This is a genomic window from Streptomyces monashensis, from assembly GCF_001866665.1.
Classification (GTDB): domain Bacteria; phylum Actinomycetota; class Actinomycetes; order Streptomycetales; family Streptomycetaceae; genus Streptomyces; species Streptomyces monashensis.
In genome coordinates this window covers 189,131-214,658 of record NZ_MLYO01000011.1, presented here as the reverse complement: position 1 = coordinate 214,658, position 25,528 = coordinate 189,131, and the positions used below count along the sequence as shown (strand labels likewise).

Annotated in this window: 25 protein-coding genes and 1 tRNA gene; 13 read left to right on the top strand and 13 right to left on the bottom strand. The window is 72.0% G+C overall.

The features are described from left to right. Positions 1–152 precede the first annotated feature (152 nt). The 4 genes from BIV23_RS04560 to BIV23_RS04545 all read left to right on the top strand — a co-directional run bounded on the left by BIV23_RS04560 (position 153) and on the right by BIV23_RS04545 (position 2,299). Positions 153–548, top strand: coding sequence for a hypothetical protein (locus BIV23_RS04560; RefSeq protein WP_071374644.1), 396 nt, complete (start codon positions 153–155; stop codon positions 546–548). Further along, positions 545–1,339 (top strand): hypothetical protein, encoded by a 795-nt coding sequence (locus tag BIV23_RS04555; RefSeq protein WP_071379410.1) that lies wholly within the window; start codon positions 545–547, stop codon positions 1,337–1,339. Before BIV23_RS04560 ends, BIV23_RS04555 begins: the two co-directional genes overlap by 4 nt. A gap of 61 nt (positions 1,340–1,400) precedes the next feature. Next, positions 1,401–1,904 carry a roadblock/LC7 domain-containing protein gene (locus tag BIV23_RS04550; RefSeq protein WP_071379409.1) on the top strand — a complete coding sequence of 168 codons (504 nt, stop codon included), beginning with the start codon at positions 1,401–1,403 and terminating at the stop codon, positions 1,902–1,904. A gap of 20 nt (positions 1,905–1,924) precedes the next feature. Next, entirely contained in the window at positions 1,925–2,299 is a 375-nt protein-coding gene (locus BIV23_RS04545) for a roadblock/LC7 domain-containing protein (protein ID WP_071379408.1), read from the top strand. Positions 2,300–2,321: 22 nt separating this feature from the next. Here the strand turns inward: BIV23_RS04545 and BIV23_RS04540 are convergent, their stop codons facing one another. From BIV23_RS04540 to BIV23_RS04530, 3 genes are all read right to left on the bottom strand, one after another. Beyond that, a complete protein-coding gene (locus tag BIV23_RS04540; RefSeq protein ID WP_245790357.1) occupies positions 2,322–2,924 on the bottom strand; it encodes a hypothetical protein in 603 nt (200 codons plus the stop codon). A 106-nt stretch (positions 2,925–3,030) separates the two neighbouring features. Next, positions 3,031–3,927, bottom strand: coding sequence for a MurR/RpiR family transcriptional regulator (locus tag BIV23_RS04535; protein WP_245790355.1), 897 nt, complete (start codon positions 3,925–3,927; stop codon positions 3,031–3,033). Beyond that, a complete protein-coding gene (locus tag BIV23_RS04530; protein ID WP_107471068.1) occupies positions 3,924–5,468 on the bottom strand; it encodes an aromatic amino acid ammonia-lyase in 1,545 nt (514 codons plus the stop codon). Before BIV23_RS04530 ends, BIV23_RS04535 begins: the two co-directional genes overlap by 4 nt. 236 nt (positions 5,469–5,704) lie before the next feature. Here BIV23_RS04530 and BIV23_RS04525 point away from each other — a divergent pair, with 236 nt between their 5' ends. Continuing rightward, the gene (locus BIV23_RS04525; protein WP_071379406.1) at positions 5,705–6,130 is read left to right on the top strand and encodes a hypothetical protein; all 426 of its coding nucleotides are present in this window, start codon (positions 5,705–5,707) and stop codon (positions 6,128–6,130) included. An 18-nt stretch (positions 6,131–6,148) separates the two neighbouring features. On the opposite strand, the gene BIV23_RS04520 is transcribed toward BIV23_RS04525, so the two are convergent. After that, a complete protein-coding gene (locus tag BIV23_RS04520; RefSeq protein ID WP_071379405.1) occupies positions 6,149–6,910 on the bottom strand; it encodes an SDR family oxidoreductase in 762 nt (253 codons plus the stop codon). Positions 6,911–7,072: 162 nt separating this feature from the next. Between BIV23_RS04520 and BIV23_RS04515 the strand changes: the two genes are divergently transcribed. Then, the gene (locus BIV23_RS04515) at positions 7,073–7,933 is read left to right on the top strand and encodes a helix-turn-helix transcriptional regulator (RefSeq protein ID WP_071379476.1); all 861 of its coding nucleotides are present in this window, start codon (positions 7,073–7,075) and stop codon (positions 7,931–7,933) included. Between the two features lie 350 nt (positions 7,934–8,283). Here the strand turns inward: BIV23_RS04515 and BIV23_RS04510 are convergent, their stop codons facing one another. Beyond that, positions 8,284–9,675 (bottom strand): cystathionine beta-synthase, encoded by a 1,392-nt coding sequence (locus tag BIV23_RS04510; RefSeq protein ID WP_071379404.1) that lies wholly within the window; start codon positions 9,673–9,675, stop codon positions 8,284–8,286. Positions 9,676–9,839: 164 nt separating this feature from the next. Between BIV23_RS04510 and BIV23_RS04505 the strand changes: the two genes are divergently transcribed. The 3 genes from BIV23_RS04505 to BIV23_RS04495 all read left to right on the top strand — a co-directional run bounded on the left by BIV23_RS04505 (position 9,840) and on the right by BIV23_RS04495 (position 13,287). Next, positions 9,840–10,859, top strand: a complete 1,020-nt coding sequence (locus BIV23_RS04505; protein WP_177239708.1) for an SGNH/GDSL hydrolase family protein — start codon at positions 9,840–9,842, stop codon at positions 10,857–10,859. 144 nt (positions 10,860–11,003) lie between these two features. Further along, positions 11,004–12,221: an acetyl-CoA C-acetyltransferase gene (locus BIV23_RS04500; protein ID WP_071379402.1), complete on the top strand. Its 1,218-nt coding sequence runs from the start codon at positions 11,004–11,006 to the stop codon at positions 12,219–12,221. Positions 12,222–12,504: 283 nt separating this feature from the next. Further along, positions 12,505–13,287, top strand: a complete 783-nt coding sequence (locus BIV23_RS04495) for a hypothetical protein (RefSeq protein ID WP_071379401.1) — start codon at positions 12,505–12,507, stop codon at positions 13,285–13,287. 43 nt (positions 13,288–13,330) lie between these two features. On the opposite strand, the gene BIV23_RS04490 is transcribed toward BIV23_RS04495, so the two are convergent. Continuing rightward, positions 13,331–13,642 carry a hypothetical protein gene (locus BIV23_RS04490; RefSeq protein WP_079172946.1) on the bottom strand — a complete coding sequence of 104 codons (312 nt, stop codon included), beginning with the start codon at positions 13,640–13,642 and terminating at the stop codon, positions 13,331–13,333. Between the two features lie 99 nt (positions 13,643–13,741). On the opposite strand from BIV23_RS04490, the gene BIV23_RS04485 reads away from it, so the two are divergent. Continuing rightward, entirely contained in the window at positions 13,742–13,972 is a 231-nt protein-coding gene (locus tag BIV23_RS04485; RefSeq protein WP_020940491.1) for a DUF4287 domain-containing protein, read from the top strand. 51 nt (positions 13,973–14,023) lie between these two features. Here the strand turns inward: BIV23_RS04485 and BIV23_RS04480 are convergent, their stop codons facing one another. The 3 genes from BIV23_RS04480 to BIV23_RS04470 form a co-directional block, all read right to left on the bottom strand. Further along, positions 14,024–14,881, bottom strand: coding sequence for a Bax inhibitor-1/YccA family protein (locus BIV23_RS04480; RefSeq protein WP_071379400.1), 858 nt, complete (start codon positions 14,879–14,881; stop codon positions 14,024–14,026). Positions 14,882–15,051: 170 nt separating this feature from the next. Further along, entirely contained in the window at positions 15,052–16,227 is a 1,176-nt protein-coding gene (locus tag BIV23_RS04475) for a 4-hydroxybenzoate 3-monooxygenase (RefSeq protein ID WP_071379399.1), read from the bottom strand. A 154-nt stretch (positions 16,228–16,381) separates the two neighbouring features. Beyond that, a tRNA-Leu gene (locus BIV23_RS04470) sits at positions 16,382–16,468 on the bottom strand. Positions 16,469–16,895: 427 nt separating this feature from the next. On the opposite strand from BIV23_RS04470, the gene BIV23_RS04465 reads away from it, so the two are divergent. Beyond that, positions 16,896–17,666 (top strand): ABC transporter ATP-binding protein, encoded by a 771-nt coding sequence (locus BIV23_RS04465; protein ID WP_071379398.1) that lies wholly within the window; start codon positions 16,896–16,898, stop codon positions 17,664–17,666. After that, positions 17,666–20,194 carry an ABC transporter permease gene (locus tag BIV23_RS04460; protein ID WP_071379397.1) on the top strand — a complete coding sequence of 843 codons (2,529 nt, stop codon included), beginning with the start codon at positions 17,666–17,668 and terminating at the stop codon, positions 20,192–20,194. Before BIV23_RS04465 ends, BIV23_RS04460 begins: the two co-directional genes overlap by 1 nt. A gap of 78 nt (positions 20,195–20,272) precedes the next feature. Here the strand turns inward: BIV23_RS04460 and BIV23_RS04455 are convergent, their stop codons facing one another. Continuing rightward, a complete protein-coding gene (locus tag BIV23_RS04455; RefSeq protein WP_071379396.1) occupies positions 20,273–21,568 on the bottom strand; it encodes an SAM-dependent methyltransferase in 1,296 nt (431 codons plus the stop codon). Positions 21,569–21,794: 226 nt separating this feature from the next. Next, positions 21,795–23,171: an NAD(P)/FAD-dependent oxidoreductase gene (locus BIV23_RS04450; RefSeq protein ID WP_079172945.1), complete on the bottom strand. Its 1,377-nt coding sequence runs from the start codon at positions 23,169–23,171 to the stop codon at positions 21,795–21,797. A 536-nt stretch (positions 23,172–23,707) separates the two neighbouring features. Between BIV23_RS04450 and BIV23_RS49510 the strand changes: the two genes are divergently transcribed. Further along, entirely contained in the window at positions 23,708–23,914 is a 207-nt protein-coding gene (locus BIV23_RS49510; protein WP_143079046.1) for a hypothetical protein, read from the top strand. A 78-nt stretch (positions 23,915–23,992) separates the two neighbouring features. Here the strand turns inward: BIV23_RS49510 and BIV23_RS04440 are convergent, their stop codons facing one another. Beyond that, complete coding sequence (locus BIV23_RS04440) at positions 23,993–24,946, bottom strand: Ppx/GppA phosphatase family protein (protein ID WP_071379393.1); 954 nt, start codon at positions 24,944–24,946, stop codon at positions 23,993–23,995. Next, the gene (locus BIV23_RS04435) at positions 24,943–25,500 is read right to left on the bottom strand and encodes a DUF501 domain-containing protein (RefSeq protein WP_071379392.1); all 558 of its coding nucleotides are present in this window, start codon (positions 25,498–25,500) and stop codon (positions 24,943–24,945) included. Before BIV23_RS04435 ends, BIV23_RS04440 begins: the two co-directional genes overlap by 4 nt. Between the last annotated feature and the right edge of the window lie 28 nt (positions 25,501–25,528).

Below are 25,528 nucleotides of genomic sequence, written 5' to 3'. Positions count from 1 at the left end.
GGACCAACTCACCTGTCACAGAGGTCAGTTGACCCACATTAGTACGCCGGACGCATGTTCCACTGGAAAATGCCAAAGGCCTCACCCGCGGCGCGCACGGTGCGTAGTGTCGACGTCACTCAGCCGGAGTCCCAGGCGGGAGGGGAGCCACGGTGCCCGGAATCGACGAGTGCCTGCTGGAAGCGATGCGGTTGCCCGGTGCGCGGGGCGCCGCGCTCGTGGACTGGACGAGCGGACTGGCGCTCGGCACGGTCGGGGAGGCGCCCGGCGGCGATCACGAGACGACCGCCGCCGAGGCCGCCGAGCTGGCCCGGATGGCCGCCGAGCACGGCGCGTTCGCCCTCCACGGCGACGGCGCCGACGACGGGCGGCCACCCGTCGAGGACATGATCGTCAGCAACCGCGACAGCTACCACCTGCTGCGGTTCCTGGACACGTCCTTCGACAGCACCGTCTTCCTGCACCTGTGGCTCGGCCGCGAGGACGGCAACCTCGCGCTCGCCCGGATCCGCCTCGGCGAGATGGCCGCCCGGCTGGTGCTGGGATGACCGTGACGCACATACCTCCGCTGCCGGTGCGCGACAAGGCGGCCGGCCGGGCCCTGTCGCCGATGCTGACCCGGCTGGCCGAGGAGCGCGCCACCGGCGTCCTGGTGCGCGAGCACGGCGTCCTGCACCTCGCCGAGGGCCGGGTGGTGCACGCCGAGAGCCCCTGCTCCCCGGGCCTCGGCGTGCTCCTCACGGCCCACGGCACCCTCGCCACCGCCGCCTGGCAGCAGGCCGCCGCGCACACCACGAGCCCGCCCCGGGCCGCCGAACTCTTGCTGGAATCAGGGCTGTTGCCCGTCGGCGCGCTGGAGCTGTGCCACCTGGACGCGCTGTACGACGCCGGGTACTTCGCGCTGGCCCCGAGCAGCACCCCGGGCCGCTTCCGCTACGACCACACCCCCCGGCCCGGACCGCTGCCCTCGGTGCCGGTCGTGGCGTTGGAACGCGAGACGCTGCGCCGTCGGCTGCTGCTGCACCGGCTGTGGCCCGACCCGGCCGCCGACAGCGCCCCGCTGATCCGGGCCGACCCGCCGGCGCCGGCGCCTCTCACGCCCCGGCAGCGGGCGGTCCTGGACCGCGTGGACGGCGTCCGCACGGCCACCGGGATCGCCCTGGACCTGGGCCGGCAGGCCTTCCACACGCTGGTCGACGTGCGCCGGCTCGCGGCGGCCGGCCGGCTCGCGGCGGCGCCCGGCGCGGTCCCGGACCCCGTACCGCCGTACCCACCCCCGGTCGCCGACCCCGACATCGCGCTGCTGAAGAGGCTCAGGGATGCGCTGGAGGCGCTTTGAACGGCACCGCCCCGCCGAGCGGCAGCCCGCCGAGCACCGACCCGCCGAGAGGAGAGAGCTGATGGTGTCCGAGGAGGACCTCCAGGCGGTCCTGGAGGAGCTGCGTCGGCTGCGTACCCGAGTGCCGCAGCTCACCGGCGCTCTGGCGGCCGGCGTCGACGGACTCGTCGTCGCCCACGACACCCCCGGGGTCGACCCCGAGGGCCTGTCCGCGCTGACCGCCGCCGCGCTCGGCGTGGCCGTCCGGGTCAGCGACGCCACCGGACACGGCGGCTTCCGCGAGCTGCTCGTACGCGGCGAGGGCGGCTACGTCGCCACCTACGCCGCGGGCCGCACCGCCGTACTGACCCTGCTCGCCGAGGGCCGGGTCAACGTCGGGCGGCTGCACCTGGAGGGCCGCCGGGCCGGCGCCCGGATCGGGGAGCTGCTCGACGCCGCCGAGGCCACCGCCCGGGTCGGCCGCCCGCCCCGCAGGGCGCTCGGCGCCGTCAGCCCCGCACCCCCGACCCGCCCCCGTACGACCCGCACCCCGAGCGCCGACGTGCGCACCGCAACCGACGGTTGAACGATCCGAGAGGACCCACCATGGCCAACACCGAGACCGCGCTGAAGGAAGCCCTCACCACCATCGAGGGCGCCACCGGCGTCGCACTCGTCGACTACACCAGCGGGATGGCGCTGGGCACGATGGGCGGCAGCAAGAGCTTCGACCTGAACGTCGCCGCCGCCGGCAACACCGACGTGATCCGCGCCAAGATGCGCACGATGGAGATGCTGGGCCTCAAGGGCGAGATCGAGGACGTGCTGATCACGCTGACGGACCAGTACCACATGGTCCGTCTGCTCAAGAGCCGCGGCGGCAACGGCCTGTTCCTCTACCTGGTCCTGGACTCCTCCCGGGCCAACCTGGCGATGGCCCGGCACCAGCTGAAGCGGATCGAGGAGCAACTGGAGGTCTGAGACCTCGTAGGCCCTGTCGGACCTAGACGAGTGCCGCGCTGCGGCGGCGGGCTCCGCCCGGGGCCGCGTCGCCGGCCGCGATGCCCGTGCCGCGCAGGCCCGTCACGGCCTTGCCCACCGGATTCCCGCCGCGCGGGCCGAGCCGGTCGACGCGCACCCACAGCAGCGTCTGCTCGGCCCGCTCGCGCCGCCCGATCCAGGCCGCCTTCAGCCGCAGTCCGGTGCCGAGCCCGGCGAGCAGCAGGCCGCCGGCCGCGGGGAGGACGAAGGCCGAGCCCAGCGCCAGGGCGAGGGCGAGCAGCAGCCACCAGCGGTGGCCCCGGCGCCAGACGCGCACGGTCACCGCGCGGTCCTGGAGCACGTCGTACTTGCCGGCGCGGGCCGCGCCGCGCGCGAGGACGTCGTACCGCCCCCGCCGCCCGAGCGGCACGGCGGCCGCGGCCACGAGGAACAGCGCGGCCCCGGCCAGCATCCCGGTCCGGCGTCCGGTCAGTCCGGGCGGCAGCACCCCGATCCCGGCCGCGACCACCCCGGACCACCACAGCGGCGCGGCCCCGGCCCGTACGACGACGGCCACCCGGGCCAGTCCGCGTCCGCCGCGTCCCTCTCGTCCCGCGCGCGCCACGTCGGCCTCCCGTGTCACGTGTTCCCACAGCGCCTGTATGTCGCAGGGAAGCTAGCGGGCGAACGTGAGACGAGTCTGAGAGCAGCCTTGAGAGCGCGCAGGCGGGTCACTCCACGAACAGGCCCCGGGCCGCCGCCTTCGCGTCGAACTCCTCCAGCCGGGCCTGTGCCTGCGGCAGGTCGTCACAGACCGCCTCCAGCAGGACCCGGCCGAGGAGCATCGGCGCGCACGCGGTGTCGAAGGCGAGCCCGGTGCCGACTGCCGCGGGGAGGAGGAGGTCGGAGTACTTGGCGACCGGCGCGAACGCGGAGTCGGCGACCGTGACCGTGGTCAGCCCCACGTCCCTGGCGTAGGCGAGGGTGTCGACGACCTCGCGCGGATGCCGGGGCAGCGCGAAGCACAGCAGGGCCGAGGCGCCCGCGCGGACGGCGGCGTCGATGCGGTCCTGGAGCATCGTGCCGCCCTCGTCGAGCAGCCGGACGTCCGGGTGGACCTTGGCGGCGAAGTAGGAGAAGCCGTACGCCTGCGAGGCGGCCGCGCGCAGCCCGAGCACCGGGAGCGGGCGGGAGGCGGCCAGGACCCGGCCGGCCTTCTGCACCGGGCGCGGGTCGGCGAGCAGTTCGGCGAGGTGCCGCAGGTTCTCGATCTCGGCCTCGACGGCCTGCTGGTACTCGTTGAACGCGCCCGCCTCGGCGGCCGGTTCGGCGGGCACGACCTCGCGCAGGTGCCTGCGCAGCGCCGGGTAGCCGTCGAAGCCGAGCGCGACGGCGAACCGCGTCACCGACGGCTGGCTGACCCCGGCCAGTTCGGCCAGCTCCACGCTGGACAGGAAGGCCACGTCGGCGGCCCGCCGGACCATGCTGTGCGCGATCCGGCGCTGGGTCGGGGTGAGCCGGTGTCCCTCGAAGAGGGCCTGCAGCCGGCCCGCGGGGCTGTCCGGGGTGCCGGGCGCTGTGCCGGACGCCGCCCCGGAGGCCTCGCCGGTACTCCTGTCCACGCTCATGACGCGCTCCCCCTCCAGATGTCCGTGAACCGGTCGAGCAGCGCGGCCGCCGCCGCCACGTCGTCCGTGAGCGGCCGGTCGGCCGCGTCGGTGCCGAGGACCGGCTCGGCGAGCGCGAAGGCCCGGCCGGCCGGCAGCCCCGGATCGGGCCGCAGGTCTCGCAGGCGCAGCGCGCGGACGGCGGCGACGAGTTCGCAGCCGACCACCAGACGATACGCACCGCACGCGCGCAGGGTCTGCCGCGCGGCGAGCGAGGCGAAGCTCGCCTGTTCCTCGACGCCCCGGGAGAGTACAGCGTGGCCGAGCGAGGCGGGCGCGGAAAAGGCGCGCAGGTCACCGAGGGCGGCGGCGGCCGCGTACTCCAGGATCATCACGCCGGAGGCGGCCGGCTCGGCGTCCGCGAGGAAGGGCCGCAGCCGGGTGTAGGCGGGCTCGTTGAGGGTGGACAGGCGGGAGGTCGACAGCCGGGCCACCTGGGTGAGGGCGAGCCTGAAGTGGTCGAGGGCGAGGGCGAGTCGGGCCGCGTAGAAGCCGCCGTGATGGTAGGCGGCCTGGTCCTCGGGGACGATGAGCGGGTTCTCGGCGGCCGCGTTGATCTCCACGTCCAGCACCCGCTCCAGGGCGTCGGCGGCGTCGTACGCGGGGCCGTGGATCTGGGGCAGGCAGCGGAAGCCGTAGGGGTCCTGGATCCGGCCGAGCGGCGGGGTGGGCCGGTCGGCGGCGCCGATCAGCGCGCGCATCCGCCGGGCCGCCTCGGCGCTGCCCCGGTCCGGGCGGGCGGCGTGCACGGGGGCGGCGTAGGCCTCGTGGGAGCCGTCGACGGCGAGCAGCGACAGCGCGGCGACGACCTGGGTGGCGCCGACGAGCCCGCGCAGTTCGTGCAGGGCGAGCGTGGACTGGCCGAGGGTCAGGGCGTTGCTGCTGATCAGGGCGAGGGCGTCGTTGTTGTCGAGGCGCCGCGGGGCGGGGGCGCCCGCGCCCCGCCACGGGTGTTCCCCGGCGAGCGCGAGGCCGACCTGGGCCAGGCCCGCGATGTCTCCGGTGCCGACCGAACCGAACTCGTTGACGACCGGGTACGCGCCCGACTCCAGCGCCTCGCACAGCGCGGTGACCACGCTCGGCCGCAGCCCGGCACCGCCGGCCAGCAGCTGGTTGGCGCGGACGGCGAGGGCGGCGCGCACCTGCCGGGCGGGGAGTTCCTCGCCGACCGCGCCGGCGTGGCTGCGCAGCAGCCGCATGCCGTGATCGGCGGCGGCCTGCGGGGGTCCCCCCTGTGCGGGCGGGGCGGAAGGCGCGAGGGAGGGCACGTCCTCGTTCCGGTTGGCGCCGACGCCGGTGGAGCGGCCGTAGACGCGCCCGGTGGCGGCGAGCCGCCGGGCGGCGTTCCAGGACTCCTCCACCCGCCGCATCGCCTCGGGCGCGGGGACCGGCCGCGCGCTCCCGTCGGCGAGGCGTACGACGTCCTCGACCCCGAGTCCGGACCCGTCCAGCACCACGGTCGCGGAGCGCGTGGCCGGCACGGACGGCGACGCATCCACCATGCGAGACGACAACACGCACACTCCCCTCGATCCCGACAGCCGGTCCTGCCCGTCGGTCGTCCGTTGCCGCGGACGGACACCGACCCCGTTGACAGGCTATTCACACACCAAGAACTGTGCATGAGACTATGCAGTCGAGCAAGGGGCATCCCGACGGGTCCGCCCCACTGTCCCCGCCCCGGACAGGGGGGCTATCCCCAGTGCGGCGCAGGCGGCCGCTCCCTAACCTGAACGGCATGAGCACTCTGGACCCACAGGACGTGGACCTGCGCAAGGATCTCGACGCCACGGTGCGGGCCCGCCGCGAGCTGGGCGAGGACTACGACGCCGCGCTGCTGGACTCCTTCATGGAGAAGGCCGAGCGGCGCATCGACGACATCGTGGCCCGCCGGGTGCAGCGGCACCTGGCCGAACAGCGGATGGCGAGCGTACGTGGCGCGCGACGGCCGAAGGACGCCGACACCTGGGGGGAGCGCTTCGGGTTCGCGATCATCTCGCTGGTCCTCGCGATCCCGCTGACCGCCGTCTGCGGCGGCATCGCGGGGACGACCGGGACGATCGCCGCCTGGGTGGGCATCGTCGGCGTCAACTTCGCCCAGGCGGTCCGGCTCAACCCCGAACTGCTCTCCGGCCGCCGCGACCGCTCCCGCGACGACGGCTGACCGGACGCCGGGACCGGATCAGGCCTGCCGGGTCGGAAGGACCATGATCTGGCGGAGGTTGACGTGCCGGGGACGGCTGGTGGCGTAGGCGACGACGTCCGCGACCTCCGCCGCCGTCAGGCTGCCGATCGCGTCGAGCATGCCGTCCAGCTGGCCGGAGAGTTCCGTGCTGTCGATGTGCGTCGCCAGCTCGGTCTGCGTCAGCCCCGGCTCGATGTTCGTCACCCGCACGTCGCGCGGCCCGAACTCGCCGCGCAGGGACTGCGAGAGATAGGTGACCGCGGCCTTCGTGGCGCCGTACACCGCGTAGTTGGGGAACGGGACGTGGGCGCCGATCGAGGAGATGTCGACCAGGTCGGCGGCGCGGCCCTCGCCGGCGGCGGCCACCAGGTCGGCGCCGAAGGCGCGGATGACCCGCAGGACGCCGCCGACGTTGGTGTCGAGCATTCGCTGCCACTCGTCGATCCGGCCGTCGGCGACGGGGTTCGGGAGCATGACACCGGCGTTGTTGACGACGAGGTCGACGGTTCCGAACGTCTTGTGCACCAGGTCCCGGGCGGCGTCCACGGACGCGTCGTCGGTGACGTCGGCGGCCACGGCGAGCGCCTCGCCCCCGTCGGCCCGGATCTTCTCCACCAGCGCGTGGAGCCGCTCGGCGCGCCGGGCGAGCAGCGCCACCCGGGCGCCCTCGGCGGCGAGCTGGACGGCGATCGCCTCGCCGATGCCGCTGGCGGCTCCGGTGACGACGGCGGTGCGGCCGGACAGGTTCGTGTACGACATGGGTGTTCCCCCTGGGGATCGGCGCCGGGGCTGCTCCCCGGCGGCTGGCACCACCCTCGCCGGGCCCGGCGGCCGTATCCAGGGATGCGCTTTTCCTGGGTATGCCAGTACCAGGTTCGCGGCCGCCCGCTCCTCTACGATCGAGCCATGAACGGGGACTGGCTGGACGGGGAAGTCGGCGACTTCCTGCGCTCGCGACGTGCACGGATCCAGCCCGAGGAGGTGGGGCTGCCCAGCCATGGGCGGCGCCGCGTACCGGGCCTGCGCCGCGAGGAGGTGGCCCAGCTCGCGGGGGTGAGCGTCGACTACTACATCCGCCTGGAGCAGGGCCGGGGGGCTGGGGGCACCTCCCGGACGAAGTCTGGGGGAGTCTCCGACGCCGTGCTGGACGCGATCGCGCGGGTGCTGCGGCTGGACGAGACCGAGCACGCCTACCTGCGGACGGTGGCCCGCCCGCAGCACCGGCACAAGGGTGAACGGTCCCCGCGCCGGCCCGCGCCCCAGGTCCGCCCCGGCGTGCAGAGCCTGCTCGACGGCATGGAGCACAGCCCGGCGTTCGTGCTGGGCCGCCGCATGGACGTGCTCGCGTGGAACGCGCTCGGCGACGCGGTGAACGGCTTCAGCCGCGTCCCCGCGGCCGGGCGGAACATGCCCCGGCAGGTCTTCCTGAACCCGTCCGCCCGTGAGCTGTACCCGGAGTGGTCGGCGGTGGCCGCCACGACGGTGGCCAATCTGCGGCTCGCCGCCGGCCGGCACGCCGACGACCCCGAGCTGTGCGCCCTGGTCGGCGAACTCTCCCTGAAGAGCGAGGACTTCCGCCGGCTGTGGGCGGACCACGAGGTCCGGGAGTGCGCGTACGGCGTGAAGAGGATCCGGCACCCGGTCGCGGGCCTGCTGACGCTGCCGTACGAGACGCTGACGGTCGGCCAGGAACCGGAGCAGACGATCGTGGTCTACACCCCGGAGAAGGGCTCGGAGACGGCGGAGCGCCTGGCGCTGCTGGCGAGTTGGACGACCGTCTAGAGAGCTGACGGCCGTCCGGAAAGCTTTCGCGGGGACCGCCGCACCCCCGTTTCCGGGGGGCGGGACGACGGCGGTCCCCGCGAGGGACGCGGGCCGGGTCAGGGCCGGGCATCACGCGTCCGTGGCGTCCATGGAGGTCCGGGAGCCGCTCCGGAGGTCCTTGGCGCCGTTCGGCGCCGGCCTGGGCGGGGAGCCGCTCCCACCCCTGCCGACGCCCACTAATGTGCCGGACCCGTGTTAAGCGTGTGCTGCGTGGACGTGACACGCTCGTACCACTTCCGCGAAGTCCGCCCGACCGGCAGACCACCCGCAAGTGCCGCACGGAAACCGGCGGTTCACCGCGCGTTCGGCTACTGCTTGCCGCCCTGGGCGAGGAAGGCCAGCAGGTCCTGGCGGCTGACCACGCCGGTCGGCTTGCCCTCGACGAGGACGATCGCCGCGTCCGCCGAGCCGAGCACCTGCATCAGGTCGCCGACGGCCTCGCCGGAGCCGACCTGCGGGAGCGGCGGGCACATGTGCTTCTCCAGCGGGTCCTCCAGGGAGGCTCGCTGGGAGAACAGGGCGTCCAGCAGCTCCCGTTCCACGACCGAGCCGACGACCTCGGCGGCCATCACGTCCGGGTGACCTGCGCCCGGCTTGACGACCGGCATCTGCGAGACGCCGTACTCGCGCAGCACCTCGATGGCCTGGCCGACGGTCTCCTCGGGGTGCATGTGCACGAGGGAGGGGATGGTGCCGCCCGCCTTGTGGTTCAGGACGTCGGCGACGCGGGCGCTGGGGCCCTCGTCCTCCAGGAAGCCGTAGTCGGCCATCCACTCGTCGTTGAAGATCTTGCTGAGGTACCCGCGCCCGCTGTCCGGCAGCAGCACGACCACGACGTCGTCCGGGCCGAGCCGCTCGGCGACCCGCAGCGCGGCGACGACGGCCATGCCGCAGGAGCCGCCCACCAGCAGGCCCTCCTCCTTGGCCAGGCGGCGGGTCATCTGGAAGGCGTCCTTGTCGGACACGGCGACGATCTCGTCGGCGACGGTGCGGTCGTAGGCGGTCGGCCAGAAGTCCTCGCCGACGCCCTCGATCAGGTACGGCCGCCCGGAGCCGCCGGAGTAGACGGAGCCCTCCGGGTCGGCGCCGACGACCTGGACCGTGCCGTCACTGGCGTCCTTCAGGTAGCGGCCGGTGCCGGAGATGGTGCCGCCGGTGCCCACGCCCGCCACGAAGTGGGTGATCTTCCCCTCGGTCTGCTCCCAGAGCTCGGGGCCGGTCGAGTGATAGTGGGAGAGCGGGTTGTTGGGGTTGGAGTACTGGTCCGGCTTCCACGCGCCCGGGGTCTCGCGGACGAGCCGGTCGGAGACGTTGTAGTAGGAGTCGGGGTGCTCGGGGTCCACTGCGGTCGGGCAGACGACGACCTCCGCGCCGTACGCGCGCAGCACGTTGATCTTGTCGGTGCTCACCTTGTCGGGGCACACGAAGATGCACTTGTACCCCTTCTGCTGAGCGACGATCGCGAGCCCCACACCGGTGTTGCCGCTGGTCGGCTCCACGATGGTGCCGCCCGGCTTCAGCTCGCCGCTCTGCTCGGCGGCCTCGATCATGCGCAGGGCGATGCGGTCCTTCACGGAGCCGCCGGGGTTGAAGTACTCGACCTTGGCAAGGACGGTCGCCTGGATGCCCTTGGTCACGTTGTTGAGCCGCACCAGCGGGGTGTTGCCGACGAGGCTGATCATCGAGTCGTGGAATTGCACCGTTGTCTCCGGTTGCTGTGCACAAAAACAGTGGTCGTAGTGGTTCCGCCAGCCTACGGCCCAGGCGTGCGACGTGGTGGTCGTTCACTCCCCGTTGAGATTGGCGCACGGGCTGTACGGGGCAAGGAGTGGGTGTACGGCTACGAGGGAGGTGGCGGCGACGCATGACGAGCATGTCGAGGGCACGGGTGGCCCGGCGCATCGCGGCCGGAGCGGCGTACGGCGGCGGCGGGGTCGGCCTGGCCGGCGCGGCCGCCGTCGGCCTGCTGCTGGCGGAGGTACGGCTGGCCCGGCGCCATGTGGGCAACGGCAGCGGCGGCCGGGTCCCGACGGCCGACGGGATCTACGGCCACGCCTACGACGTCCCCGGCGAGCCGCCCCTCAGGCTGGCCATGCTCGGCGACTCGACGGCGGCCGGGCAGGGCGTGCACCGGGCGGGCCAGACCCCGGGGGCGCTGCTGGCCTCGGGGCTCGCGGCGGTGGCGGAACGCCCGGTGGAGCTCCGTAACGTCGCCCAGCCCGGAGCGCAGTCGGACGACCTGGACCGGCAGGTGGCCCTGGTCCTCGGCGCCCCCTCCCCCGTCCCCGACATCTGCGTGATCATGGTCGGCGCGAACGACGTCACCCACCGGATGCCGCCGACCCGTTCGGTACGGCACCTGTCGTCGGCGGTACGGCGGCTGCGCACGGCCGGGGCCGAGGTGGTGGTCGGCACCTGTCCCGACCTCGGCACGATCGAGCCGGTGCAGCAGCCGTTGCGCTGGCTGGCCCGGCGGGCCTCACGGCAGCTGGCGGCGGCCCAGACGATCGGCGCGGTGGAGCAGGGGGGCCGCACGGTGTCGCTGGGCGACCTGCTGGGCCCGGAGTTCGAGGCGAACCCCCGGGAGCTGTTCGGCCCGGACAACTACCACCCCTCGGCCGAGGGCTACGCGACGGCGGCGATGGCCGTCCTGCCCACGGTGTGCGCGGCGCTCGGCCTGTGGCCGGCGGAGGAGGAGCGCCCGGACGTGATGCGGCACGAGGGCTTCCTGCCGGTGGCCCGGGCCGCGGCCGAGGCCGCCTCGGAGGCGGGTACGGAGGTCACCGCGGCGATGCCGACAGGCCCTCGCGGCCCCTGGGCCCTGCTGAAGCGCCGACGCCGCCGCCGCGTCCCGGAAGCCGAACCGGCGACTCCGTCAGCGTGACCTCGGGCCGATGGACGATCAACCCAAGCAAGCGCTTAGTAAATTGCGGCCAGTGTCACACCACCACACACGTGACCCGGACCATACGGAGCGGTAACTTCCCAGACGGCCCTGCCCGAAAGCACCAAGTCCACTGGAGCCGTGATGCCCGAAGCCGTCATCGTCTCGACCGCCCGCTCCCCCATCGGCCGCGCCGGCAAGGGTTCCCTCAAGGATCTGCGCCCCGACGACCTGACCGCCACGATCATCCAGGCCGCCCTCGCCAAGGTCCCCGAGCTGGACCCGAAGGACATCGACGACCTGATGCTCGGCTGCGGCCTCCCCGGCGGCGAGCAGGGCCACAACCTCGGCCGCATCGTCGCCGTGCAGATGGGCATGGACCACCTGCCGGGCTGCACGATCACCCGGTACTGCTCCTCCTCCCTGCAGACCTCCCGCATGGCCCTGCACGCCATCAAGGCCGGCGAGGGCGACGTCTTCATCTCGGCCGGTGTCGAGACGGTCTCCCGCTACGTCAACGGCAGTTCGGACATGCCGAGCGGACGCAACCCGCTCTTCGCCGAGGCCGAGGCCCGTACCGCCGCCGTGGCCGAGTCGACCGGCTCCACCTGGCACGACCCGCGCGAGGACGGCCTGCTGCCCGACGCGTACATCTCGATGGGCCAGACCGCCGAGAACCTGGCCCGGATCAAGGGCGTCACCCGCCAGGAGATGGACGAGTTCGGCGTCCGCTCGCAGAACCTCGCCGAGGAGGCCATCAAGAACGGCTTCTGGGAGCGCGAGATCACCCCGGTGACGCTGCCCGACGGCACGGTCGTCAGCAAGGACGACGGCCCGCGCGCCGGCGTCACCATGGAGGGCGTGTCCGGGCTCAAGCCGGTCTTCCGCCCCGACGGCCTCGTCACGGCCGGCAACTGCTGCCCGCTCAACGACGGCGCCGCGGCCGTGGTCATCATGTCCGACACCAAGGCCCGCGAGCTGGGCCTGACCCCGCTCGCCCGCATCGTGTCCACCGGCGTCTCCGGCCTGTCCCCCGAGATCATGGGCCTCGGCCCGGTCGAGGCCAGCAAGCAGGCGCTGCGCCGCGCCGGCCTGGGCATCGGCGACATCGACCTGGTCGAGATCAACGAGGCCTTCGCCGCCCAGGTGATCCCCTCCTACCGGGACCTCGGCATCGACCTCGACAAGCTGAACGTCAACGGTGGCGCCATCGCCGTCGGCCACCCCTTCGGCATGACCGGCGCGCGCATCACCGGCACGCTCATCAACTCCCTCCAGTGGCACGACAAGCAGTTCGGCCTGGAGACGATGTGCGTCGGCGGCGGCCAGGGCATGGCGATGGTCATCGAGCGCCTCAGCTGAGCCACCATCCGTAACGGGACGGGCGCGTCCCGTCATGAAACGGCCCGGAACCGAGGAAACGCCTCGGTTCCGGGCCTTTTCGTGATCCAATCTCCCCCAGGATGTGACCTATCTCGCCTGACGGTCACATCAGTGCAGGTCAACGCAGGTCAGTGCGGTGCCGGGGGAGTCCACGAGGCCAAAGTCCTGTCCGTTTCGTGACGTTACGCACTGACAGCTGGATAGTCCACCCTTCAAGCTGATGTAGGAAGTCGGGGGTCGACTTTGAACCGGGAGTACGTCAGTGAGCGCCATGCCGATCGCCCTGCTGCTCACCACGGTCGCCACCGGCGCCGTGGGCGTCGCCGTCCTGCGCACCGTTCTGCAGCTGCGCCGCCAGCTGACGGCGCTGCAACAGCGGCTCGCCGAGGACCGGGCCGCCGCCACGCGTGCCCTGCTGCCGAGTGCCCGCACGCATGCCGACGCCGAGCAGATACGTGCCGCCGTGGCCGAGGCGCTCGCCGAGGAGCGGGAGCGCGAGCTGGCCGAGGCGCGCGCCTTCTGGGCCGCCCAGGAAGCCCGTGACGCCTCCGACGCGCCGCCCCTGCTCGGACTGGGCGACACCGAGCTGTTCCTGCCCCGGCAGAGCGACTTCGCCGGTCTGGAGCCGGTGTCCGAGCCGACCGCCGAGCCCGACGAGTTCGCGGGAGAGTCCCCGGAGCTGGCCGCCGCCCGCCGCCGGCACCCCTCGCACCCCGACTTCGTCCCGGTGCAGTCCCCGGTCATGGGCGACCACGAGCGCACGGTGACCACGCTGGAGCAGCTGGCCGCCGACCGCGTCGAACTGGCCGACGTCCGCCCGGGCCCGCTCGGCACCCTCGACGTCTACGTCTTCGCCGACGGCACCACCCTGTGCATGACCCCGGGCCACCGCGAGACCGCCGAACGCCTGGCCACGGCCGTGGAGTCGGGCGACACCCCCTACCTCCTGGGCGGTTCGGGCATCTCCGGCGCCTACACCCTCACCTTCGCCTGCGGCGAGGAGATGGTGTACATCCTGGCGGACCGGGTCATAGCGTCCCTGTGAGGCTCCTCGCGTCCCTGCGGGGCGGCTCCTTCGGCGCGGACCGCTAGACGCCCGCCTTCTGCCGCGCCTCCTCCACCAGCCGCACCGCTTCGGCGACCTCGTCCTCGGTCCGCAGCACCAGTCCCACATCATGTGCGGCCACGAGAATCTGGTCGGCGGCGGCGAACATCCCCGCATCCGGCATCTCCCGGGGCTCGCTCCCCGGCTCCTCGACGCGCTGCGCCCACCGGGCCAACTGCCGGGCCAGCGCCAGCGCCTCCGCGGCCGCGCCTCGTTGCAGCCGGCTCTGCGGAGCGGCCCGCAACCGGTCGGCGAAGAACTCCACTGCTTGGGTCAAGGGCGTCGTATCAACCACGCGCCGAGCGTAACCCGCCGCACTGTTGCCAACACGCGAACGCTCAGGCACGGTGACGTGAAGGACCGGCTTACATCCCCTTTGCGTTCGGAGGCGCCGATGTCCCAGCTCTTCTCCGAGGAGACCCACCGCAATCTGCTCGCCCGCATCCCCCACTGCACCGGTCGTGAAGTCTCCGACTGGCTGCGCACCGTAGAAGAAGGCCCCGCCCTGTTCCGCTTCGAGGAGAAGGTCAGCTGGCTCAGGCACGAGTACGACCTCGCGTACGGCCACGCGAAGGCGATCGTGCACGAGTACGACTTGAGGAGGGCGGCCCGCAAGCTGCTCTGAACGTCGAAGGGCCCCGGGCGGTGAAGCCCGGGGCCCTTGCCGACGTGGTCGTCAGTCCCTGCTGAAGATGGCGACCAGTCGCAGCATCTCGACGTAGATCCACACCAGGGTCATGGTGAGACCGAACGCGGCGAGCCAGGACTCGTTCCGCGGAGCGCCGTAGGCGATGCCGTCCTCGATCTGCTTGAAGTCCAGCGTGAGGAAGAACGCGCCGATCAGGATGGCGATGATGCCGACCAGCGCGCCGAGCGGGCCGAAGCTGCGCAGGCCGCCGTTCTCGGCGACGCCGAACGCGACCAGCAGCAGGTTGATCGCCATGACGACCATGAAGGCCATCGCGATGGCGAGGCCCATCCGGGCGTAGCGCGCGGTGACGCGGATCCAGCCCGCCTTGTAGACGAGCAGGGTGGCGCCGGCGACCGCCATCGTGCCGAGCACCGCCTGGAACGGGGCGCCGCTCCAGCGGCTGTTGTACATCTCGCTGATGACGCCGAGGAAGACGCCCTCGAACGCGGCGTACCCCAGGATCAGGGCGGGGGACGGGGTGCGCTTGAAGCTCTGGACCATCGCCAGGACGAACGCGATCAGCCCGGAGCCGAAGGCCAGGCCGTAGCTCGTCAGCGTCACCGGCAGCAGCGCCCAGGCGAGGACGGCGCCGAGGGCGACCGTGCCGAGCGTCATGGCCGAGCGGACGACGACGTCGTCCATGGTCATCCGGTCGGTGGTGACCGGGGCCTGCGGGGGCGCGCCCTGCTGAAGGCCCTGTTGGGCATACGGGTTCTGCGCGTAGGGGTTCTGCGCATACGGGTTGCCCTGTGCGTACCCGGCCTGCGGTGCGGTGTTGAAGCCGGCGTAGCCGTTGTCGCGGCTGAACCCCCGTCGCGAGAAGACCGGGTTACTGCTCCTCATCTCACTCCTCCATGGCTGCCGAGCGCAGCCTTGGCTCAAAGCGTAATGGATTCGCAAAGGATCGACCATGATACCTGAGGAGGATCTTTCCCCTGCTGTGCTGCGCAACACGCTACGCGTGCAGGCGATTCCCGGCCACAGGTGATCGCGTTCCATGACAAACCTGGGACCTAACCGAGAGGAAACCCCGTGTACGCCTCGGCCAGATCGGTCTGTGCCGCGCGCGAGGAGGCGATCCGCGCCAGCCGCGCCCGCTGGATCCCGGCGTCGAAGGGCGTGGCGTCCGGGGCGGGATGGAGCAGGGTCGTCATGTCGTAGGAGAAGCGCTCGGCCTGCCACACGCGGCGCAGGCAGGTCGCGGAGTAGGCGTCGAGGAGGTCCGGCGAGCCGGTCTCCCGCTCGTGGATGAGTGCCCGGGCGAAGGTGACGACGTCACCGACGGCGAGGTTCAGCCCCTTGGCGCCGGTCGGCGGGACGATGTGAGCGGCGTCACCGGCGAGGAAGAGGCGGCCGTGGCGCATCGGTTCGTGGACGAAGGAGCGCATGGGCGTGACCGACTTCTGGGTGATCGGCCCGCGCCGCAGCCGCCAGCCGTCGTCCGTCTCCAGCCGCCGGTCGAGTTCCGACCAGATCTCGTCGTCGGTCCACTCCTCGGCCCGCGTCCCCGCCGGCACCTGGAGGTAGAGGCGGGAGACGGACGAGGACCTCATCGACAGCAGGGCGAAGCCGCGGTCGTGGCGGGCGTAGACGAGTTCGTCGTGCGAGGGCGGGACGTCGGCGAGGATGCCGAGCCAGGCGTAGGGGTACGTGCGCTCGGACACGCGGGCGACCGCGGCCGGTACGGCGGCCCGCGCCACGCCCCGGAAGCCGTCGCAGCCGACGACGTAGTCGCACTCCAGCACGTCCTCGCGCCCCTCGCGGCGGAACCGCACCCGCGGGCGCTCGCCCCCGGCCCCCTCGACGGCGAGCGCCTCCGCCTCGAACAGCAGCGGTCCGCCCTCCTTCAGCTGGAGGGCGATGAGGTCCTTGCAGACCTCGGTCTGGGCGTAGACCGTCACGGACCGTCCGCCGGTGCGGGCGGGGAAGTCGACGCGGTGGCGGGTGCGGTCGAAGCGCAGCTCGATGCCGTCGTGCCGCAGGCCCTCGCGGTCCATCCGCTCCCCGGCGCCCGCCGCGCGCAGCACGTCCACGGTCCCCTGCTCCAGGATCCCGGCGCGCTGGCGGTGTTCGACGTAGGACCGGTCGCGGCTCTCCAGGACGACCGCGTCGATGCCCGCGCGGTGCAGCAGCCGTGCGAGCAGCAGCCCGGCCGGCCCCGCTCCGATGATCCCGACGGTGGTGCGCATGGATCCTGCCCCTTCCCACAGTGACGAGCCCGTTGTCCGCCATTGGCCACGTTGTTCGTCTGGTGAAATTTCCTTCACCGTCTGGCGGGCATGAGTCTCCGCCGGGGTGTGGGTGATGTCAATGGCTGAACGCCGAAGGGGGAGAGAGGCGCGGTGGTGCCCGGAGCCGGACTTGAACCGGCACGCCCGCGAAGGGGCAGCGAGGTTTAAGCTCGCCGTGTCTGCATTCCACCATCCGGGCAGGCCATGGGCTCCGCGTCGAGGATCCGAGCCTATCGGGGCCCATCCCCCGAACAGCGGAAGGGCAGACCGATGTTGTCTTATTTTATTGACGTCTGAGGGTGCATCAGCCCATGGAACGCGCCATCCGCACTTGCCAGACAGCGTGGCGCGAGGGGGGCACGCGTGTACGTGAAATGACGGAATTTCACCGTCCGAACGAGGGCGCTCCACCCGTTCTCGACATGGTCGGGACCACCACGCGCGCGTGCCTCCTTCGACTCGGTTCCTCAGGGTCCGCCGTCCTCCCCAGGTATGACACGGCGCCCTCGCGTCCGACCCGAGTCCCCCTCAGGAACCGGAACAGCGACTGACGCCACGCGCCGCTCGCGCCGAGACGATGGAGCAGTCCCCACGAACACACGTCGTCCCGACAGGAGCACCTTCCCGTGACCACCACACCCACCGCAGGCCGGACCACCGCCGTGGCCGCACGCGCCACGGAGCTGTCGAAGATCTACGGGCAGGGTGAGACCCGGGTGGTCGCCCTGGACCGGGTCTCCGTCGAGTTCCGGCAGGCCGAGTTCACCGCGATCATGGGCCCCTCCGGCTCCGGCAAGTCCACGCTGATGCACTGCGTGGCGGGCCTGGACACCTTCTCCTCGGGTTCCGTGCGCGTCGGCGAGACCGAGCTGGGCTCCCTGAAGGACAAGCAGCTCACCAAGCTCCGCCGGGACAAGATCGGCTTCATCTTCCAGGCCTTCAACCTGCTGCCGACGCTGACCGCGCTGGAGAACATCACCCTCCCGATGGACATCGCGGGCCGCAGGCCCGACAAGGCCTGGCTGGAGAAGGTGATCGAGATGGTCGGGCTGTCCGGGCGGCTCAGCCATCGGCCCTCCCAGCTCTCCGGCGGCCAGCAGCAGCGCGTGGCCGTCGCCCGCGCCCTCGCCTCCCGGCCCGACATCATCTTCGGCGACGAGCCGACCGGAAACCTCGACTCCCGCTCCGGCGCCGAGGTGCTGGGCTTCCTGCGCAACTCCGTGCGCGAGCTGGGCCAGACCGTCGTCATGGTGACCCACGACCCGGTGGCCGCCGCCTACGCGGACCGTGTCGTCTTCCTCGCGGACGGGCGGATCGTGGACGAGATCCACGGCCCGACCGCCGACGCCGTGCTCGACCTCATGAAGCAGTTCGACGCGAAGGGCCGTACCAGCTGATGTTCCGCACCGCCCTGCGCAACGTCCTCGCGCACAAGGCCCGGCTCCTGATGACCGTGCTCGCCGTCATGCTCGGCGTGGCGTTCGTGTCCGGGACGCTGGTCTTCACCAACACCATCTCCGACGCCTACCAGAAGAGTTCGGCCAAGGGCTTCGACCAGGTCGACGTCGCCGTACGGGCCACGTACCAGGACTCCGAGGGCGACAAGGTCGGCAGGACGCCGGATCTGACCCAGGCCGTGCTGGACAAGGCCGCGAAGGTCCCCGGCGCCGCCTCCGCGACCGGTGTCGTCAGCGGCTTCACCGCCGTCGCCGACAAGGACGGCAAGCTGGCCGGCGGCGACTGGCAGTCCGCCGGCGGCAACTACTGGGGCACCGAGGACGCCCGGTACCCGCTGGTCAGCGGCCACGCCCCGCACGGCAGGGGCGAGGTGCTGCTCGACTCCGGGACCGCGAAGCGGGCCGGCTACAAGGTCGGCGACACCGTGCGGCTCTCCGTCGACGGCCCGGTCCTCACCCCGACCGTCGCGGGCATCTTCACCACCGACGACGGCAACGTCGCCGCGGGCGGCAGCCTCGCCCTGTTCGACACGCCGACCGCGCAGCAGCTCTTCGGCAAGAAGGGCGGCTACGACGAGATCGACGTCAAGGCGGCGGCCGGCACCAGCCAGACCGCGCTGAAGTCCGCGCTGGACTCGGCGCTGCCGAAGCACCTGGTGGAGACCACCACCGGCAAGCAGCTCGCCGACGACCAGGCGAAGATGATCGCCGACTCGATGAGCGGTCTGAAGCAGGCCCTGCTGGTGTTCGCCGGCATCGCGCTGTTCGTCGGCACGTTCATCATCGCCAACACCTTCACCATGCTGGTCGCCCAGCGCACCCGGGAACTGGCCCTGATGCGCGCGGTCGGCGCCTCGCGCCGCCAGGTCACCCGCTCGGTGCTGATCGAGGCGTTCGCGGTCGGCGCGGTCGCCGGTGTGGCCGGTCTGGCCGCCGGTATCGGCATCGGCGCGGGCCTGCGTTCGCTGCTCGGCTCCTTCGGCGCGAGCGTGCCCGACGGGCCGCTGGTGATCAGCTCCGGCACCGTGGTGGCCGCGCTCGCGGTCGGCGTCCTCGTCACCATGCTGGCCGCCTGGCTGCCCGGCCGCCGGGCCGCGAAGATCCCGCCGGTGGCGGCGATGAGCAGCGTGCACGCCAAGGCCACCACCAAGTCGCTGGTGCTGCGCAACACGTTCGGCGCGCTGTTCTCCGGGGCGGGCATCGCCGTGGTCCTCGCGGCCACGTCGATGAACGCCGACTCCGCCCAGGGCCCGATGGGCATCGGCGCGGTCCTGCTCATCATCGGTGTGTTCATCCTGACCCCGCTGCTGTCCCGCCCGCTGATCGCGGCCGCCGCTCCGGTGCTGCGCGTCTTCGGCGTCTCGGGCAAGCTGGCCCGGCAGAACTCGGTGCGCAACCCGCGCCGTACGGCGGCCACGGCCTCCGCGCTGATGATCGGCCTGACCCTGATCACCGGCATGACGGTGATGGCGGGCAGCCTGCAGACCGCCATCGACAAGATGGCCTCCTCGGCGATCCGCGCGGACTACGTCGTCTCGATGGCCAACCGCTCCCCGCTCTCCCCGGAGGTGGCGACGAAGCTCGCCGCGGCCGACGGCGTCACCGCCAGCAGCCCGCTGCGCAACGCCCCGTCCCGCATCGACGGCAAGACCGAGTTCCTGACGGGTGTCGACGGCGCGTCCATCACGAAGCTGACGGACCTGAAGGTCGACGACGGCACGTTCAAGGTCGGGGGCTCGCAGGTCGTCGTGGACAAGGACCGGGCCAAGGAGTACGGCTGGACGCCCGGTTCGCACTTCACCGCGCACTTCGAGGACGGCAAGGCCCGGCAGCTGATCGTCGCCGGTGTCTACGAGGGCAACGACATGATCAACGGGATCATGCTCGACAACAAGGTCCTCACCCCGCACCTGAAGAACCCGGCCGACATGCAGGTCATGGTCAAGACGGCGGACGGCGCCTCCGAGGCGACGAAGGACCGGCTGACCAAGGACCTGGGCACCAACCCGGCGATCAAGATCCAGGACAAGAAGGACATCTCCAACCAGATCGCCCAGATGTTCACGACGATGCTGAACATGCTCTACGGCCTGCTCGGCATGGCGGTGATCGTCGCGGTCCTCGGCGTCATCAACACCCTGGCGATGTCGGTCTTCGAGCGCTCCCAGGAGATCGGCATGCTCCGCGCGATCGGCCTGGACCGCAAGGCGGTCAAGCGGATGGTCCGCCTGGAGTCCCTGGTGATCTCCCTGTTCGGCGGCGTGCTCGGCATCGGGCTGGGCGTCTTCTTCGGCTGGGCGGCCGGCCAGCTGCTCGGCACGAAGATGCCGACGTACGAACTGGTCCTGCCCTGGGGCCGGATGGCGCTCTTCCTGCTGCTGGCGGGCACGGTCGGCGTGCTGGCCGCCCTGTGGCCGGCCCGGCGCGCGGCCAGGCTGAACATGCTGGCGGCGATCAAGGCCGAGTAGCCGTACGGCACCGGACCAGGAACGAGGGGGCCTCGCGGCTGCGAGGCCCCCTCGTCGTACGCACCGCCGGACAGGCACTCAGGCGGTGTTCCAGGTGCGGGTGCGCGGCGGCAGCCCCGAGGCGCCCGACTCCGGGGTGCGCACGGCCAGGACCTGGTTGACGCCGATGCGGTTGCGCTCGAAGGACAGTGCGGAGGCGGCCATGTAGAGCCGCCAGACGCGGGCGCGGCCTGGACCGGTGAGGCGGACCGCGCGGTCCCAGTCCGCCTCCAGGTTGGCGACCCACCGGCGCAGGGTGCGGGCGTAGTGCTCGCGGATCGCCTCCACGTCCCGCACCTCGAACCCGGCACGCTCCAGCTGGGTGACGGTGGTGCCGACGGGGGCGAGTTCGCCGTCGGGGAAGACGTAGGCGTCGATGAAGTCGTCCACCTCGTACGCCGTCTCGTCGCGCTGCGGGCGGCGGGCGATCTGGTGGTTGAGCAGCCGTCCGCCGGGCTTGAGCAGGGCGTACAGCTGGCTCGCGTACTCCAGATAGCGTTCGGCGCCGACGTGCTCGGCCATGCCGATGGAGGAGATGGCGTCGAAGGGGCCGTCCGCGACGTCCCGGTAGTCCTGGACGCGGATCTCCACCAGGTCGGTCAGCCCCTCGTCGGCGACCCGCTTGCGGGCGTAGGCGGCCTGCTCCTGGGAGAGGGTGATCCCGACGACGCCCACGCCGTGCTCGCGGGCCGCGTGGATCGCCATCGAGCCCCAGCCGCAGCCGACGTCCAGCAGCCGCTGCCCCTCCTTCAGGCCGAGCTTGGCGCAGACGAGTTCGAGCTTGTCGCGCTGGGCGGACTCCAGGGTCCCGCCGTCCTCCCAGTATGCGCAGGAGTAGACCATCGAGGGCCCGAGGACCAGCTCGTAGAAGTCGTTGCCGACGTCGTAGTGGTGGCTGATGGCCCGCCTGTCGGTGTGCCGCGTGTGCAGACGCCGGCGGGGCCGGCGGGCCTCCTCGCGCGGCGGGGCGGGCGGCAGCGGGGGCCCGGCGAGCCGGAGCAGGTCGCGGGCGCCGGCGCGTACGACGGGGTCACGCAGGGCCTGGCGCAGGGTACGGGCGTCCTCGCCGCGCTCCCACACCAGGGACGCCATCGCCTCCAGCGCGGAGTACAGGTCGCCCTCGACGTCCAGGTCACCGGCCACCCAGGCGCGGGCGAGGCCCAGTTCACCCGGTTTGAACAGGATGCGGCGCAGGGCACGGCGGTTGCGCACGACCAGCGCCGGGGCGCCCGGCGGCCCGGCCTGCGATCCGTCCCAGGCCCGGATCCGCACCGGGAGCGGAACTCCCAGCATCTGCTCGGCAAGACGACTCAGCCGCGACGCGGCGTCGGCCATGGCGCACACCTCCAAGACGACGATCCCGGATGCCGGTTACCACGTAAACACCACGACGGCCTCGGCGCAGTCCCGCAAAGGAGTTACGACTGGGCAAAAACGGTGTAGCGGCCATGCAGTTGCCGGGGTCCCGGTCCGGGTCCCCGCGCGTACCCGGGAACGCCGAAGGACCTCCCGCACCACGGATGGCGGGAGGTCCTTCGGGGTGTGCTCAGGTGACCCGAGGTCAGGAGGCCTTGGCCTTCTCCTCGGTCTTGGCGGCGACCGGAGCCGGCTTGGCGGCCTCGTAGAACTCCTCGCGCGGGTTCTCCATCGCACCGAGGGAGACGACCTCGCGCTTGAGGAACATGCCGAGGGTCCAGTCGGCGAAGACGCGGATCTTGCGGTTGAAGGTCGGCATCGCCATGCCGTGGTAGCCACGGTGCATGTACCAGGCGAGGCGGCCCTTGAGCTTGATCTTCATCTTGCCCATGACGATCATCGCCACGCCCTTGTGCAGGCCGAGACCGGCGACCGCACCCTTGTTGGCGTGCTCGTACTCCTTCTGCGGGAAGCCCCGCATACCGGAGACCACGTTGTCGCCGAGGACCTTCGCCTGGCGCAGCGCGTGCTGGGCGTTCGGCGGGCACCAGGCGTTCTCGTTGCCCGCCTTGCGGCCGACGAGGTCCGGGACCTGCGCGTTGTCGCCGGCGGCCCAGATGTAGTCCGTGCCCTTGACCTGGAGCGTGGGCTCGCAGTCGACGTGGCCGCGCGGGCCGAGGGGCAGACCGAAGCGGGCGAGGGCCGGGTTCGGCTTGACGCCGGCGGTCCACACGATCGTGTTGGAGTCGACCTCGAGGCCGTTCTTCAGCACGACGTGGCCGTCGACGCAGGAGTCCATGGAGGTGGAGAGGTAGATCTCCACGCCCCGGCTCTCCAGGTGCTCCTTGCCGTACTGGCCGAGCTTCGGGCCGACCTCGGGCAGGATCTTGTCGGCGGCGTCGACGAGGACGAACCGCATGTCCTCGCGGGAGACGTTCTTGTAGTACCTGGCCGCGTCCCGGGCCATGTCCTCGACCTCGCCGATGGTCTCCGCACCCGCGAAGCCACCGCCGATGAAGACGAAGGTGAGCGCCTTGCGGCGGATCTCCTCGTCGGTGGTGGACTCGGCCTTGTCGAGCTGCTCCAGCACGTGGTTGCGCAGGCCGATGGCCTCCTCGACGCCCTTCATGCCGATGCCCTGTTCGGCGAGGCCGGGGATCGGGAAGGTGCGGGAGACCGCACCGAGGGCGATCACCAGGTAGTCGAAGGGCAGTTCGTACGCCTCGCCCACCAGCGGGGCGATCGTGGCGACCTTGCGGTCCTGGTCGATGGTGGTGACCCGGCCGGTGAGGACCTCCGCCTTGGGGACCACGCGTCGCAGCGGGACGACGACATGGCGCGGGGAGATGTTGCCGGCGGCGGTTTCGGGGAGGAAGGGCTGGTAGGTCATGTACGACCGGGGGTCGACGACCGTGACGGTCGCCTCTCCGAAGCGCATCTTCTTGAGAATGCGCCGAGCTGCGTACAGGCCTACGTACCCACCGCCTACTACGAGGATCCTGGGACGCTCCGTGGTGCTCATGGCATCGAGTATCCACCCGCTCCTGGAGGGGTGCTCGTGCGCCCCTTCACAAGGTTCGACAGTGCCCGTGCTACACTCCGCGGCTCGCGTGACGCAGGTCATGACGGGCGAGGGGAACCGCAGCACCCCGATGTCCGTTGTCAAGGCCGCGTGAGCTGCTCCTCCGGGTCCCGACCGAGGGCGCGAGCCGGTCGGAACACCCCCCTCGGTACGCGATCCGAAGGCAGCGTACGGCCTCCATCTGAACACGTTCAAAGGGCTCTTCGGCCCCCGAAAGGCCCAACAAGACCCCTTGAACGCCCCGGCCGGGCCCAATTCCTTGTGAAGAACTTCACGAAGTTTTCCGACGGCATGTCACCGGGGAGCCCCGACGATCCCGGGAAGCCGCTCAAACGTTATCCGACCTGCTCAGCAGAAGGCTACCGGGGAGTAATAAAAGAGAGCCGCGCAACAGCGCATCACCCGGGCGGCCCGCCGTTCACCCGTCAGCCACGCACCGCGCGAGAGCCGACAGAAGCTCCCCTAGCGTGCCAAGCATGAACACTTCACAGAAGGCCTCCCGGAAGGCCACGAAGCGTGTAGGCGCGATCAGCGCGGTCCTGGGTATCGCTCTTGCCTCGGGGGCGGCGACGGCCGCATCCGCCGTGGCGGCGACACCCGCCTCCCACCCCACCACCCAGGCGGCCGCCCCGGCCGGCGGGCACGGAGGTTGCCACGCTCTCATCGGCATCCTCTGCGCGTGACGGTCGTACCCGTGACCGAAGCGGCGGCCCTGGCTCCTCCCCCGGGCGGAACCGGGGCCGCTCCGCGTCACCGCGGCCCTACTGGAGCTCCTGCGCCACCGCCCACGCGATGCCGTCGAGGATGTCGTGCTCGCTCACCACGACCTCCTCGGCGCCGATCCGCTCCATGATCGCGAGCAGCACGAGGGCGCCCGCGCCGATGACGTCGACCCGGCCCGGGTGCAGGGACGGGATCGCGGCGCGCTCGGCGTGCGTGGAGCGCAGCAGCGACTCGGTGATCTCGCGGACCCGGTCGTAGGAGACCCGGGAGTGGTGGATGCGCGCGGAGTCGTACTCCGGCAGGTCCTGGGCGATGGCCGAGACGCTGGTGACGGAACCGGCGAGACCCACCAGGGTGTGCGCCTCGCGCAGCGGGACGGTCTGTTCGGCGAGGTCCAGGGCGGCCTCGATGTCGGCCCTCATGGCGGCGATCCGGTCCGCGGCGGGCGGGTCGGAGACCTCGCCGCCGTGCACCAGGTGGCGCTCCGTCATCCGCACACAGCCGACGTCGACCGAGCGCGCGGCCCGCACGTGCTCCTCGCCGACGACGAACTCGGTGGAGCCGCCGCCGATGTCCACGACCAGGTACGGCCGGGCCAGGTCGGCGCGGCCGGTCAGCTCCTTCGTGGCGCCGGTGAAGGAGAACTCGGCCTCCTGGTCGCCGGTGATCACCTCCGGCTCGACCCCGAGGATGTCCAGCACACCGCGCACGAACTCGTCGCGGTTCTCGGCGTCGCGGGAGGCGGAGGTGGCGACGAAGCGGAGCTTCTCGGCGCCGTGCTCCTTGATGATCGCGGCGTACTCGCGGCAGGCCGCGAACGTCCGCTCCAGCGCCTGTGGCGCGAGCCGCCCGGTGCGGTCGACGCCCTGGCCGAGCCGCACGATGGTCATCCTGCGGTCCAGGTCGACCAGTTCGCCCGTGGCCGGGTCGCAGTCCGCGACCAGCAGCCGGATGGAGTTGGTACCGCAGTCGACGGCGGCGACCCGCGTCACTTCTCGTCCCCCTCGGTGACCTGGGTGGCCTCGGCGGCCCCGGTGAGCGTCACACACGTGCCCTTGCGCCACCACTCCGGCAGCATCGCCAGGGCCTCGTCACCGAGCGGGTTCACGCCCGGGCCGGCGGCCAGCGAGTGGGCCACCAGGACGTGCAGGCACTTGACCCGGTCCGGCATGCCGCCCGCGCTCGGGAAGCCCTTCAGCTCCTCGATCTCGTCCCGGCGCCGGATGTAGTCCTCGTGCGCGGCCCGGTAGGCGGCGGCCAGCTCCGGGTCGGTCGCCAGGCGCTCGGTCATCTCCTTCATCACGCCGTTGGCCTCCAGCGTGCCGATGGCGGAGGACGCCTTCGGGCACGTCAGGTAGTACAGCGTCGGGAAGGGCGTGCCGTCGGGCAGCCGCGGCGCCGTCTCCACGACGTCCGGCTGGCCGCAGGGGCAGCGGTGCGCGATGGCCCGCAGGCCCCGCGGCGGGCGGCCGAGCTGCTGCTTGAAGGCCTCGACGTCCGCGTCGGTGGGCTCGGTGCGCGAAGTGGGCGGCGGAGGGGTTTCCATGACTGCTTTCAGAGCGGCTTTCTCAGAA

Coding starts and splice junctions, on each gene's coding strand:
- BIV23_RS04500 (WP_071379402.1), top strand. CDS start 11,004: ATGCCCGAAGCCGTCATCGTCTCGACCGCCCGCTCCCCCATCGGCCGC.
- BIV23_RS04530 (WP_107471068.1), bottom strand. CDS start 5,468: ATGGTGGATGCGTCGCCGTCCGTGCCGGCCACGCGCTCCGCGACCGTG.
- BIV23_RS04460 (WP_071379397.1), top strand. CDS start 17,666: ATGTTCCGCACCGCCCTGCGCAACGTCCTCGCGCACAAGGCCCGGCTC.
- BIV23_RS04520 (WP_071379405.1), bottom strand. CDS start 6,910: ATGTCGTACACGAACCTGTCCGGCCGCACCGCCGTCGTCACCGGAGCC.
- BIV23_RS04525 (WP_071379406.1), top strand. CDS start 5,705: ATGAGCACTCTGGACCCACAGGACGTGGACCTGCGCAAGGATCTCGAC.
- BIV23_RS04545 (WP_071379408.1), top strand. CDS start 1,925: ATGGCCAACACCGAGACCGCGCTGAAGGAAGCCCTCACCACCATCGAG.
- BIV23_RS04450 (WP_079172945.1), bottom strand. CDS start 23,171: ATGAGCACCACGGAGCGTCCCAGGATCCTCGTAGTAGGCGGTGGGTAC.
- BIV23_RS49510 (WP_143079046.1), top strand. CDS start 23,708: ATGAACACTTCACAGAAGGCCTCCCGGAAGGCCACGAAGCGTGTAGGC.
- BIV23_RS04555 (WP_071379410.1), top strand. CDS start 545: ATGACCGTGACGCACATACCTCCGCTGCCGGTGCGCGACAAGGCGGCC.
- BIV23_RS04505 (WP_177239708.1), top strand. CDS start 9,840: ATGACGAGCATGTCGAGGGCACGGGTGGCCCGGCGCATCGCGGCCGGA.
- BIV23_RS04550 (WP_071379409.1), top strand. CDS start 1,401: ATGGTGTCCGAGGAGGACCTCCAGGCGGTCCTGGAGGAGCTGCGTCGG.
- BIV23_RS04480 (WP_071379400.1), bottom strand. CDS start 14,881: ATGAGGAGCAGTAACCCGGTCTTCTCGCGACGGGGGTTCAGCCGCGAC.
- BIV23_RS04455 (WP_071379396.1), bottom strand. CDS start 21,568: ATGGCCGACGCCGCGTCGCGGCTGAGTCGTCTTGCCGAGCAGATGCTG.
- BIV23_RS04535 (WP_245790355.1), bottom strand. CDS start 3,927: ATGAGCGTGGACAGGAGTACCGGCGAGGCCTCCGGGGCGGCGTCCGGC.
- BIV23_RS04435 (WP_071379392.1), bottom strand. CDS start 25,500: ATGGAAACCCCTCCGCCGCCCACTTCGCGCACCGAGCCCACCGACGCG.
- BIV23_RS04485 (WP_020940491.1), top strand. CDS start 13,742: ATGTCCCAGCTCTTCTCCGAGGAGACCCACCGCAATCTGCTCGCCCGC.
- BIV23_RS04475 (WP_071379399.1), bottom strand. CDS start 16,227: ATGCGCACCACCGTCGGGATCATCGGAGCGGGGCCGGCCGGGCTGCTG.